This is a genomic window from Amycolatopsis bartoniae (genome assembly GCF_014191255.1).
GTDB lineage: Bacteria > Actinomycetota > Actinomycetes > Mycobacteriales > Pseudonocardiaceae > Amycolatopsis_E > Amycolatopsis_E bartoniae.
This window is the reverse complement of record NZ_JACHWH010000001.1, coordinates 265244-277575: the sequence shown is the minus strand read 5'-3', so window position 1 is coordinate 277575 and position 12332 is coordinate 265244. Positions and strand designations below refer to the sequence as shown.

Here is a 12332-nt window from a genome sequence, read left to right as displayed (position 1 = left end):
GAATCGCGCTATCGGCTAACGACCGGCGGCGAGCAGAGTGGAGCCATGACAGCCACCCTCTCGTCCGAAGTCGCCGCCGCCGCGGAGCGCATCCGCCCGTACGTCCGCCGGACTCCGGTCCTGCGCACGGAGTTCGACGGGCGACCGCTGGTGCTGAAGCTGGAGCACCTGCAGCGGACGGGCTCGTTCAAGCTCCGGGGCGCGTTGAACGCCCTGCTCAGCGGGCCGCGGCCGGAGCAGGTCGTGACCGCGTCGGGCGGCAACCACGGCATCGGCGTGGCGACGGCGGCGTCGATCCTCGGCCTGCGAGCCACGGTGTACGCGCCGGAGTCGATCCCCGCGAGCAAGGCCGTCCGCATCGAGGAGACGGGCGCACGCCTGGTCCGCGTCGGGAACACGTACGCGGAGGCGGCAGCCGCGGCGCACGAGGTGACCGACGCCCGCTACGTCGAGGCGTACGACGACCCGGTGGTGATCGCCGGGCAGGGCACGGTCGCCGCGGAGATCGTCGAGGACGTGCCGGAGGTGGACACGATCGCCGTCGCGGTCGGCGGTGGCGGCTTGGCGGCGGGCCTGGCGCTGGGCAGCGCCGGCCGCCTCACCGTCGCCGTGGAACCGGAACACTGCGACAGCCTGAACCGGGCACTGGAAGCGGGCGAACCGGTCGCCGCGGAGACCACCTCGATCGCCTCCTCGGCCCTGGGCGCGACCCGGGTCGGCCGAACCCCCTTCGACATCCTCACCAGCCACCCGCTGCACGCCCTCCGGGTCCCGGACGACGAGATCCTCGCCGCACGGGACCTGCTGTGGCACGAGTTCCGCCTGGCCGTGGAACCAGCGGCCGCCACGGCCTTCGCCGCCTGGCTGGCGAACCGGCTCCCCGGCGACCTCCCGGCCATCGTCCTCTGCGGCGCCAACTCGGAGTGGCAACCGCTCTAGGATCAACCGTCGTGTCGGTCGACAGCTGGAGCACGGTTCGCCCCGAGCGCACAGTGCTGGCCGTGGTGCACAACACCACCGCCGCGACCCGGCTGTTCGACATCCTCCCGCTGTTCGCCGAGGACCCGCGGGTGGAGACGGTGTTCACCTGCCCGGGGTCCAGCGCCTTCACGGCCGGGACCGACGAGTTCCTCGCCCGCGCGGGCATCACGCGGCTCCTGCCGTGGCGCCAGGCCCTGCGGCACCGCCCGGACTTCGCGATCGCCGCGAGCTACGGCGGGGACCTGCACGAGATCAGCGCGCCGCTGATGGTCGTGCCGCACGGCATGGGCTACAACAAATACCTCGAATCGAACGGGATCTCCGGCGTCTTCGGCCTGTCCAGCCCGTGGTTGCTCCACCGCGGCCGTCCCGTGCCGTCGGTCATCGTGCTGTCCCACGCCGAGCAGCTCACCCGGCTCGCGGAGGCGTGCCCCGAGGCGGTCGGCGCCGCGCTGGTCGCCGGAGATCCGTGCTTCGACCGGATGCTCGCGAGCAGGCCGCTGCGCGAGAGCTACCGGCAGGCGCTCGGCGTCCGGCCCCACCAGCGGCTCGTGCTCGTCTCGTCCACGTGGGGGGCGGCGTCGCTGTACGGCTCGGACCCCGGCCTGATCGCCCGCCTCGCCGCCCAGCTGGACCTGGACTCCTACCGGTTGGCGGTCGCGCTGCACCCGAACATCGCGGGGCGCCACTCGCGGTGGCAGGTGGACCGGTGGCTCGAAGACTGTGTCCGGGCCGGAGTGCTCGTGCTGCCGACCGAGCAGCTGTGGGGTCCCGCACTGGTGGCCGCCGACGTGACGATCGGCGACCACGGGTCGGTCAGCTTCTACTCCGCCGCGCTCGGCACGCCGTTGCTGCTCGCGGCCGCCCCGGCGGACGCGGTGGATCCGCGGTCCCCGGTCGGCAGGCTCCTCGAAGTGACCCCACGGCTCGACCGGCACGCACCGCCGGGACCACAGCTGGAGCACGCGCTGTCCGGTCCCGAACCGCACGGGCTCGCCGCGATCACCGAGCTGACGACGTCCCTGCCGGGGAAGTCCGCCGCCGTGCTCCGCGAAACGATCTACCGGTGGCTGGACCTGCCACCACCGCGGTGGGCTGCGGAGACTCGCGCCCTGCCGGTGCCGGAGGTGACCGTCCCGCACGCCCACGCGCAGCTCGTGCGGGTGCGCCTCCACGACGGCGAGGCGACCGTGGACCGCTTTCCCGCGGACGCCCTGCGCGAGCCGGACCTGCTGCCGCCGGACGCGCACCTCGTCGTCGACACGCGGGAAGCGAGCGTGCGCCTGCTGGACCTGGCCGACGTGCTCGTGCATGACGGTCCGCCCGACCCGGCGCAGTGGGTCGAACGGACGCTGGGGGCGCTGCCCGGCTGCCGGCTCGCGGCCGCGCGGACCGGCGGGACGAGCTGGCTGCTGGGCACGGCCGACGGGATGTTCATCGAGCTCGACGACGTCAGCGGGCCCGTCGCGGCTTTCGCCGCCCTGCTGCTGCACCGGCCGCCGGGACGGCTGCAGGTGGTAGCGGGCGGGAGGCGGTACAGCGCGGTCGCGACGGTGGTCAGCCGAGTTCGGTCAGCCGGGCTTCCGTCGAGCCGGCGAGAGACGTGAGTCCGCGCCGCCGGAACAGCTCCAGCGCCTCATTCAGGTCCGCACGGGCATGGTCGGTTTCCCCGCGCGACACGGCCAGCTCCGCCCGTTCGACCAGGGCCTCGCCCCGTTCCCGGTACTGACCGGTCTCCAGCACTCGCGCGAGCGCTCGTTCCGCTTCGGCATGCTCACCGGTCTCCCGCAGCTTGCGGGCCCGCCACAGGTCGATCTTCGCGAGGTTCTCCGGTTCCTTCCGCAGTCCCGCCGTGGCCTCGGCCAGCAAGGACAGGGCTTCCCGGGGCGGCACGGCCTTGGCGAGGTGGAACCGCGCCAGCGCGAGACGACGCTCGTCGCCCAGCTCCAGCGCCAGTTCGAGGTTCCGGCGCAGCAGGTCGCCGGCCGCGGCGTCCCCGCGAGCCAGGTGCGCCAGCCCGAGCGACTCGATGGCCGTGGCCTCGATTTCCGAGTTACCGGTCCTCGCCGCGACTTCCCGCGCGTCCCTCAGGACCTCGATGGCACGGTCGGCGTCGCCGCGTTGCAGGTGCGCGAAACCCAGCTGGCAGGCCAGGACGGCGTGACACAGGTCGTCGCCGCGGTGCCCGGCCGCACGGACGCCCAGCTCGTTGACCGCGGCCATGTCCTGTGCGTGCCCACCTCGCTGGTGGTACGGCCACAGGCCGACGGCGAACAGGCAGACGTGCCCGAGCCTGCCGAAGCGGTACGCCGCCTCCACGGCCGCCCGCACGTTGCCGCTCTCGGCGTCCAGCCACTCCTGCGCGGAAGACGGGTCGCCGGTGCCGACAACCGGGGGCAGAAGGGTCCGGTGCCAGGTTCGATCGGGCATGAGGAGCACGGCCGCCGCGACGGTGCGGGCGAGGTAGTGGTCGAGGAACCGGTCCAGCACCTCGTCGGCGTTCGGCACCTTCGTGCGCGCGTGTCGCCGGACCAGGCCCGAGAGGAGGTAGCGGTCCTCCTCGGGTTCCGTCGCGAGCCGGGTGCGCACGAGTTCCTGCAGCGCTTCCGACACGTCGTCGACCGGCTCCTCCAGCACCGCCGCGACGGTCTCGGCCGCGACGGCCCCGCACGCCGAGGGCCCGGTAGCACGCCTGCGCGGCCTCGCCGAGCCGCTCGTACGCGGCGTCGAACACCACCGTCACGGAGAGGCCGTCGTCGCGGGACAGCTCACGCAGGACGCGCTCGTCCCGGCTGAGTTTGTCCGCCAGCCAGGTGACCGTGCGGTTCGAGTACTCCCTGAGCAGCGTCGCGACGACGCACAGCGCGATCGTCGAGCCCTCGCAGCGGGCGAGCAACCGGTCGACGGCCTCGGGTTCGGCGGCGATCCGGTCGGCGCCCACCAGCCTGCCGAGCAGTTCGCGGGCAGCGGAATCGGCCATCGGGTCGACGTCGACGAGCGTGGCGGTGGAGGACGCCAGCAGTCCGGTGATCCGCCCGGCCTCGGTGACCAGGACGGCGGACGCACCGGCGCCGGGTAGCAGGCTGTGCACCTGGGACGCGGTCAGCGCGTCGTCGATGACCAGCGCGATCCGTTTGTCCGCGCTCCAGGACCGCCACCAGTTCGCGCGCCCGTCGAGGCTTTCGGGGATCTCCGCGGCGGGGTGGCTGGTGGCGAGCAGCAGTTCGCGCAGGGCGGAACGCTCACGGTCGGCGCCGTCGGGCCCACCGGCGAGCCGGACGAAGAACCGGCCGTCGGGGTAGTCCTGCCGGTGCTGCTGCACCCAGTGGTTGACCAGCGTGGTCCGCCCCGATCCGGGTGCCCCGCGCACGATCGCGACCTTGGGCCCGACGCGGTCGGCGAACCAGGCGTCCAGCTCCCCGAGCGGCCGCTCGTTGTCGGTGTAGTGCTCCGGCACGGCCGGGACCTGGCACAACGCCGCCACCCGCCGCGCACCGTGGAAGTGGACCTGCCCGATGTCGCGCCCCATGACGACAGTTTCAGCGGCCCCATCGAACAGGTTCTCCACACCCGAACCGTACCGCCCCCCACCGCCCCCACCCGCACCAAGAAAGCCTCAACCACTGGTCCAGACAAACCGGAACTACGCAAGAAGCAGGCATCGTGGCTGGTCAACACCAAACGGCCCAACGCACACAACCGAAAGGAGCACGCACCGTGGGGGTCCGGGGGGTCGCCCCCCCGGGTGTGATGAGGACAACGGGAAAGGCCCGATCCGCGCCAGCGGATCGGGCCTGAACAGGGTGGGCGAGGAGGGAGTTGAACCCTCACGTCCTTTCGGACACACGGACCTGAACCGTGCGCGTCTGCCATTCCGCCACTCGCCCCGAGTGCCTTCAACTGCGGCAGCGAGAGAACTCTAGCAGGCCGGTTCGAGGGGTTTCAGCGGGGGCCGTGTCGGGAGGCCCGGATGCCGATAGGATCGGTGCGAAAGCACATGGGTGAAGGAGGCTGCGAGTCCCGGTGGGCCGCGTTGAACGGTTTGATCGACGCCTGGAAAGCCTGGTGGGCAACACCTTCGCGCGCATGTTCGGCGGCAATGTCGTCACCCAGGAAGTGGCGCAGGCCCTGGAGCGGGAGAGCGAGGACAACGTCCGTGAGCTCGCCGGCGGTAGGCTGCTGGCCCCGAACCACTACGTGGTCTCGTTGGGCACGGCGGACCACGACCGCATGGCGGGCGACGAAGGACGCGTCACCGGAGTGCTGGCGGAGGCTGTCGGACAGCATCTCGCCGAGCACGGCTGGGAGACCTATGGTGACGTCGTAGTCTCGCTCGAGCGCAACGAGGCGCTGCACACTGGACAATTCAAGATCCGTTCATCCGTCGACCCGGACGTCAGCGCGCGTGGCGGCCCGGGTCCAGGACGGCCAGCTCGACCCAGCAACGCAGGAGACCCAGCAATGAGCCAGCCCCCCGGCTACGGCCAATACGACCAGGGTGACCCGTACGGCCAGCACGGCGGCCAGTACGGCTACGGACAGCAGGGACAGCCCGGGTACGACCAGGGCGGTTACGGCGGCCAGCAGGGCTACGACCAGGGCTACGGCCAGCAGCAGGGACAGCCCGGGTACGAACAGGGCGGTTACGCCGGGCAGCCCGGGTACGACCAGGGCTACGGCCAGCAGCAGCCGCAGGGCGGGTACGGCCAGGGTGGCTACGGCGGCCAGCCCCAGGGCGGTTACGACCAGGGCTACGGGCAGCCCGGCTACGGCGGCCAGCCCGGGTACGACCAGGGCTACGGGCAGCCGCAGGGCGGCGGATACGACCAGCCCGGGTACGGCGGCCAGCCCGGCTACGACCAGGGCTACGGGCAGGCCCCCCAGGCCGCGCCGGACCCGTACGCGCAGCAGGGCTACGCCCCGCCGGCGGTGCCGGGCGCCAACCGCCAGCTGCAGGCCACCCTCCAGCTCGACGACGGCTCCAACCGCACCTACTCGCTGAAGCAGGGCGGCAACGTCGTCGGCCGCGGGCAGGACGCGGACTTCCGGCTGCCGGACACCGGCGTCTCCCGCAGGCACCTGGAGATCACCTGGGACGGCCAGAGCGCGACGCTCGCCGACATCGGCTCCACCAACGGCACCACGGTCAACGGCACCCCGGTGCAGACGTGGCAGCTGGCCGACGGCGACGTGATCCGGGTCGGGCACTCGTCTCTGGTCTTCCGCACCCAGGGCTGAGCACCGGGACGGTACCTGTCTGCTTCGGTTGGCCGAGCCGCTGGGAAGCTGGTATCCCCTGTCCCGCAGAATTACCTCCGGCGGGACCCCGTGGCGCACCGGTGTCGCGGGCGGGAGCACAGAGGCGGGAGCTGACACAACAGGTGCCAGAGCTGGTCGTTCAACTCACCAGGGTGGGCTTTCTGATCCTGCTCTGGCTGTTCGTGCTGGCCGCACTGCGCGTGGTGCGGTCCGATCTGTACGCGGCCTCCGGGCTGAAGGTGGCGATTCCCGGCCTGCGGCGGGGCAAGGACAAGCAACGCCCCAAGGCGTCGGGCAAGTCCCCCCGCCAGCTCATCGTGACCCACGGTGTGCTGGCCGGGACCCGGATCGCACTCGACGGCAGACCGATCACGATCGGGCGGGCCGACGACTCGACGCTCGTGCTGGACGACGACTACGCGTCGACCCGGCACGCGCGCATCTCGCTGCGCGGTAACGACTGGTACGTGGAAGATCTGGGATCCACAAACGGGACTTACCTCGACCGGGCTAAGGTCACTGCACCCCTCCGAGTTCCACTCGGTGTCCCCATCCGGATCGGCAAGACGGTGATCGAGCTTCGCCCATGACACTCGTTCTTCGCTACGCGGCCCGCAGCGACCGTGGCCTGGTGCGTTCGAGCAACCAGGACTCCGTGTACGCGGGACCGCGCCTGCTCGCACTCGCCGACGGCATGGGTGGCCATGCCGCGGGTGAGGTCGCCAGCAAAGTGGTCATCGCCTCCCTCGCCCCCCTCGACGACGACGAGCCGGGCGACGATCTGCTGTCCCAGCTGAGAGAGGCCGTTTCCGGTGGGAACGCGGCGATCTCCGAGCTGGTGGCCAACGACCCCGATCTGGACGGGATGGGCACCACCCTCACCGCGATGCTGTTCTCCGGCTCGCGCATGGGCATGGTGCACGTCGGGGACTCGCGGGCCTACCTGTTCCGCAACGGGCAGTTCGCCCAGATCACCCGTGACGACAGCTTCGTCAACGAGCTGCTCGAACAGGGCCGCATCACCGCCGACCAGGCCGCTACCCACCCGCAGCGCTCGCTGTTGCTGAAAGCGCTCACCGGGCACGAGGTCGAGCCGAGCCTGACGGTGCGGGAGGCGCGCGCCGGCGACCGCTACCTGCTGTGCTCCGACGGGCTGTCGGGCATGGTCAGCGACGAGACGCTCGCCGAGGCGATCCAGATCCCGGACCCGCAGGACTGCGCCGACCGGATGATCGAGCTCGCGCTCAAGGGCGGCGGCACCGACAACGTGACGGTGATCGTCGCCGACGTCGTGGACGTCGACTTCGGCGAGGACGCGCCCATCGTGGGCGGCGCCGCCGGCGACGGCAGCGACGAGTACCACCAGGGCGACTCCCCCGCGGCCCGCGCCCGCGCGCTCACCGCGCCGCCGCCTCCGCCGCCGCAGCTGACCGAGCCGCCGCCGGACCCGAAAGCCAAGCGCCGCAAGCGCTGGCGCTGGTTCGTCGGCATCCTGCTCGTGCTGGTCCTGCTGGCCGCGGGCGGCATCGCCACGCGTTACTTCGTGCTCAGCCAGTACTACGTGGGCGAGGGTGCCAACGGTGAGGTCGCCGTGTTCCGCGGCGTGCCGGGCAGCATCCTGGGCATCCAGCTGCACCAGGAGGCGGAGGGCTCGTGCCCGCCGGGCAGCTCGCTGTGCGACGTGCTGACCGTGCCGCAGCTGCAGCAGGACGCGCAGAACGCGGTGCGCAACGGCGTCAAGAAGGACACCCTGCAGGCCGCGCGCGACTACATCAACAACTTCCTGCGCTACAAGACGCTGCGCGACTGCAGCACGCAGACCCCGGCTCCGCAGGGCACGTCCACGTCCGCGTCGCCGACCCCCTCCACGACCGGGCAGCAGGACTGCCAGACCAGCACGCCGGCTGGCGGTGGCTGATGAGCCAGCCAGCGCCGCCCGACGCCGCCGCCGCGATCCACCAGAGCAATCCGCAGCGGGAGCTGCCGACACGGCGGGGTACCGAGCTGGCCATGCTCGGCTTCGCCGCGTTGATCGTCACCTGCGCGTTCGTACTGGTCCAGGCCAACCAGGAGCAGGAGCTGTCCTTCTCCATCGTCTGGTACGGGCTGGCCTACCTGGGCCTGTTCGGCGTCGCGCACCTCGCGGTGCGCCGCTGGGCGCCGTACGCGGACCCGCTGATCCTGCCCAGCGTCGCGCTGCTCAACGGCATCGGCCTGGTCATGATCTACCGGATCGACCTGGCGCTGACGGAACGGGCGACGCAGAGCGGTGACGACTACAGCTCGGCCGCGCCCAAGCAGGTGCTGTTCACGGCGCTTTCGCTGGTGCTGTTCCTCGCGGTGCTGATCTGGGTCAAGGACCACCGGACGCTGACCCGCTACGGCTACACGTGCGGCCTGATCGGCATCGCCGCGCTGGCGCTTCCGGCGATCCTGCCCAGCTCGCTGTCCGAGGTGAACGGCGCGAAGGTCTGGATCAAGCTGCCGGGCTTCTCCATCCAGCCGGGTGAGTTCGCGAAGATCCTGCTGATGATCTTCTTCGCCACGTTCCTGGTGGCGAAGCGCGACCTGTTCATGATCGCGGGCAAGAAGGTCTTCGGCGTCGAGCTGCCGCGCGCCCGCGACCTGGGCCCGCTGCTCATCGCCGCCGCCGCCTGCCTGCTGGTCCTGGTGTTCGAGAAGGACCTGGGCACGTCGCTGCTGTTCTTCGCGATCGTGCTGGTGCTGATCTACATCGCCACCGAGCGCGCGATCTGGGTGGTCACCGGGCTCGGCTTCTTCGTGGTCGGCTGTGTGATCGCGTACAAGCTGTTCACGCACGTCGAGCAGCGCGTGGCGAACTGGATCGACCCGCTGGCCACCTACTCGGACCCGGGCGGCGGCTACCAGATCGCGCAGGGCCTGTTCGGCCTCGGCACCGGTGGCGTCGGCGGCACCGGCCTCGGCGCCGGGCGGCCGGACATCGTGCCGGAGGCCAACACCGACTTCATCACCGCCGGGCTCGGCGAGGAGCTCGGTTTCGTCGGGCTCGCCGCGATCCTGATGGTGTACCTGATCCTCGCCACGCGCGGGATGCGCAGCGCGCTGGCGGTCCGCGACACGTTCGGCAAACTGCTCGGCTGCGGCCTGTCGTTCTCGATCGTGATGCAGGTGTTCGTGATCGTCGGCGGGGTCACCAAGCTGATCCCGATGACCGGTATCACCACGCCGTTCCTGTCCTACGGTGGTTCGTCGCTGCTGGCGAACTACATGCTGGTGGCGCTGCTGCTGCGCATCTCCGACGCCGCGCGGCGGCCCGCCGCGAAGCCGCGGCCGAAGGCGCCGCAGCAGCAGACGCCGATCGCGGAGGCCGGCACGGTGCTGGTGAACCGGCCGCCCGCCGCGGGGCCCGAAGCAGGGGGTGCCCGGTGAACAAGCCCATGCGCCGCGTCGGCATCGCCATGCTGGTCATGGTGGTGCTGCTGCTGATCAACATCACCTACATCCAGGTGGTGAAGGCCGACGACTACCGCACCGACTCGCGCAACCAGCGCGTGCTGCTCGACGAGTACGCGCGCCAGCGCGGCAGCTTCGTGTCGCAGTACAACGGGCAGGTCATCGCGGACGTCGTGTCGACGGACGACAAGCTGAAGTTCCAGCGGCACTACGTCGACGGCCCGCTGTACGCGCCCGTGACCGGCTACTACTCGGTGCGCTACGGCTCGGCGGGCCTGGAGCGCAGCGAGGACGACATCCTCACCGGCTCGGACCCGCGGCTGTTCGTGCGCCGCCTGTCGGACATGGTCACCGGCCGCGACCCGCGTGGCGGCAACGTGCAGCTGACCATCAACCCGGCGGTCCAGAAGGCGGCCTACGACGCCATGACGGCCAAGGGCTACACCGGCGCGGTCGTCGCGATGAACCCGAAGACCGGCGAGATCCTCGCCATGGTCTCCACCCCGTCGTACGACCCGAACGCGCTGGCCTCGCACGACGGCAACGCGCAGCAGCAGGCGTGGAAGCAGTTCACCGAGGACGACAGGGACCCGATGGTGAACAGGGCGATCGCGGAGACCTACCCGCCGGGTTCGACGTTCAAGCTGGTCGTCGCCGCGGCGGAACTGGAGAACGGCGCCACCCCGGACACGCCGGTGAGCAACGCGCCGAACGTCAAGCTGCCCGGCACCAACACCACGCTGGAGAACTACGGCGGCGCGCCGTGCGTCGGCAACACGTTCAAGGACGCCCTCGCGCACTCGTGCAACGTCCCGTTCGCGACGTTCGCCGGGGACCTCGGCGCGGACAAGCTCCGCCAGACGGCGGCCAACTTCGGCATCGGCGACCCCGACCTGACGATCCCGACGAAGGTCGCCGCGTCCAGCCTCGGCGCGCTCGACTCCACCGCCGCGCTGTACCAGAGCGGCATCGGCCAGCGTGACGTCCGGCTGACCCCGCTGCAGGACTGCCTGCTCGCCGCCACCGTCGCCAACGGCGGCATGGCGATGAAGCCGCAGCTGGTGAAGAAGCTGCTCGCGCCCGACCTGTCCGACCTCGAAGGCTTCACGCCGGAGGAGCTGACCGGCACCGCCGCGCTGTCCTCGGCCAACGCCGAGCTGCTCAAGCAGATGATGGAGGCGTCGGAGGACAACACCAAGGGCGCCGGCAAGAAGGCGAACATCAGGATCGCCTCCAAGACGGGTACCGCCGAGCACGGCAACGACCCGAAGAACACCCCGCCGCACGCCTGGTACACCGCGTTCGCGCCCGCCGACGACCCGCAGATCGCGGTCGCGGTCATCGTGGAGTCGGGTGGCAACCGGGGCCTGGAGGCCACCGGTGGCACCGTCGCCGCGGAGATCGGCCGGGCCGCGATCAACGCCCAGCTCGGAGGTGGGTAGCGGATGCTGTCCACGGGTCAGCTGGTAGCGGAGCGCTACCGTTTGGTCAGCCGGATCGCCGTCGGGGGGATGGGCGAGGTCTGGCAGGCCAGCGACACCCGTCTGGACCGCACCGTCGCCGTCAAGGTGCTCAAGTCCGAGCTGTCCGGGGACGCCGAGTTCCTGCACCGGTTCCGCACCGAGGCCCGCACCACGGCCTCGCTGAACCACCCTGGCATCGCGGCCGTGCACGACTACGGTGAATCCGCCGCGGACGACCAGTCGATCGCGTACCTGGTCATGGAGCTCGTCGAGGGCGAGCCGCTGGCCGGCATCCTCGCGCGTGAGGGCAGGCTCGCCGCCGACCGCGTGCTCGACATCCTCGAACAGGCGGGCAACGCGCTGCAGGCCGCGCACGAGCGCGGGCTGGTGCACCGCGACATCAAGCCCGGCAACATCCTCGTCACGCCCGCCAACAAGGTCAAGATCACCGACTTCGGCATCGCGAAGGCGGCGCACGCGGCGCCGGTGACCCGGTCCGGGATGGTCATGGGCACCGCCCACTACATCGCCCCGGAGCAGGCGCTCGGCCAGGACGCGGAGCCCGCCAGCGACGTCTACTCGCTCGCCGTGTGCGGGTACGAGTGCCTCAGCGGGCACCGGCCGTTCCTGTCGGACCACTCGGTGACCGTCGCGATGATGCACATCCGCGACCTGCCTCCGCCACTGCCGCCGGACGTGCCACCGGGCGCGCGGGCCGTGGTCGAGGCGACGCTGGTGAAGGACCCGCGGCAGCGCTACCGGACGGGCGGCGAGTTCGCGGCCGCCGTCGCCGCGGTCCGGGCGGGGCGCCCGCTGCCCGCGCCGTCGGGACTGGTGCAGACTTATGCACCGCCCAACCCAATGGTTCCGGTGGGGCCGGTGTCGCACCCGGTGCTGCAGCCGGTGACGCCGCCGCCGATGGGACACCCGAGCGGTGTCCTGCCGATGCCGGTCCCCCCGCGAAGGCGCAACCTCACGGCGTTGTGGGTCGTGCTCGCAGTGGTGGTCGTAGGGCTGGTCGTGGCCGCGGTGCTGGTCCTGCCCCGGTTGCTGGGCTCGCACGAACAGCCGGGGGCACCCGGGCGGGTGGGCACGAGCGATCTGGTGCCGGGCCACAAGCCGACGCCTCCCACCGAACCGACGACCTACGGGGCATGATGAGTACACCTTGGACGGAATGGACAGGCTTTTTCC

General features: G+C 71.3%; 10 protein-coding genes and 1 tRNA gene. 9 read left to right on the top strand and 2 right to left on the bottom strand.

Features of this window, described 5'->3' with window-relative positions:
• Window positions 1–45: 45 nt before the first annotated feature.
• Window positions 46–939 carry a serine/threonine dehydratase gene (locus FHX82_RS01425; protein WP_145939089.1) on the top strand — a complete coding sequence of 298 codons (894 nt, stop codon included), beginning with the start codon at window positions 46–48 and terminating at the stop codon, window positions 937–939.
• A gap of 11 nt (window positions 940–950) precedes the next feature.
• A complete protein-coding gene (locus tag FHX82_RS01420) occupies window positions 951–2588 on the top strand; it encodes a hypothetical protein (RefSeq protein ID WP_145939090.1) in 1638 nt (545 codons plus the stop codon).
• Here the strand turns inward: FHX82_RS01420 and FHX82_RS01415 are convergent.
• Entirely contained in the window at window positions 2539–3618 is a 1080-nt protein-coding gene (locus FHX82_RS01415; protein ID WP_183176421.1) for a hypothetical protein, read from the bottom strand. The two genes, FHX82_RS01420 and FHX82_RS01415, sit on opposite strands and share 50 nt — an antisense overlap.
• A 176-nt stretch (window positions 3619–3794) precedes the next feature.
• On the opposite strand from FHX82_RS01415, the gene FHX82_RS01410 reads away from it, so the two are divergent.
• Window positions 3795–4283 (top strand): hypothetical protein, encoded by a 489-nt coding sequence (locus tag FHX82_RS01410; RefSeq protein WP_145939091.1) that lies wholly within the window; start codon window positions 3795–3797, stop codon window positions 4281–4283.
• A gap of 502 nt (window positions 4284–4785) precedes the next feature.
• Here FHX82_RS01410 and FHX82_RS01405 read toward each other — a convergent pair.
• Window positions 4786–4868 (bottom strand) — tRNA-Leu (locus tag FHX82_RS01405).
• A 136-nt stretch (window positions 4869–5004) separates the two neighbouring features.
• Here FHX82_RS01405 and FHX82_RS01400 point away from each other — a divergent pair.
• The 6 genes from FHX82_RS01400 (at window position 5005) to FHX82_RS01375 (ending at window position 12296) form a co-directional block, all read left to right on the top strand.
• A complete protein-coding gene (locus FHX82_RS01400; RefSeq protein WP_144691096.1) occupies window positions 5005–6219 on the top strand; it encodes an FHA domain-containing protein in 1215 nt (404 codons plus the stop codon).
• Window positions 6220–6362: 143 nt separating this feature from the next.
• On the top strand, window positions 6363–6830 hold the full coding sequence (locus FHX82_RS01395) for an FHA domain-containing protein FhaB/FipA (RefSeq protein ID WP_145932331.1): 468 nt from the start codon (window positions 6363–6365) through the stop codon (window positions 6828–6830).
• Complete coding sequence (locus FHX82_RS01390) at window positions 6827–8158, top strand: PP2C family protein-serine/threonine phosphatase (protein ID WP_145932332.1); 1332 nt, start codon at window positions 6827–6829, stop codon at window positions 8156–8158. The genes FHX82_RS01395 and FHX82_RS01390 overlap by 4 nt, the downstream gene beginning before the upstream one ends.
• Window positions 8158–9651 carry an FtsW/RodA/SpoVE family cell cycle protein gene (locus FHX82_RS01385; protein WP_145932333.1) on the top strand — a complete coding sequence of 498 codons (1494 nt, stop codon included), beginning with the start codon at window positions 8158–8160 and terminating at the stop codon, window positions 9649–9651. Before FHX82_RS01390 ends, FHX82_RS01385 begins: the two co-directional genes overlap by 1 nt.
• The gene (locus tag FHX82_RS01380; protein WP_145932334.1) at window positions 9648–11117 is read left to right on the top strand and encodes a peptidoglycan D,D-transpeptidase FtsI family protein; all 1470 of its coding nucleotides are present in this window, start codon (window positions 9648–9650) and stop codon (window positions 11115–11117) included. The genes FHX82_RS01385 and FHX82_RS01380 overlap by 4 nt, the downstream gene beginning before the upstream one ends.
• A gap of 3 nt (window positions 11118–11120) precedes the next feature.
• Window positions 11121–12296: a serine/threonine-protein kinase gene (locus FHX82_RS01375; RefSeq protein ID WP_145932335.1), complete on the top strand. Its 1176-nt coding sequence runs from the start codon at window positions 11121–11123 to the stop codon at window positions 12294–12296.
• Window positions 12297–12332: the final 36 nt, after the last annotated feature.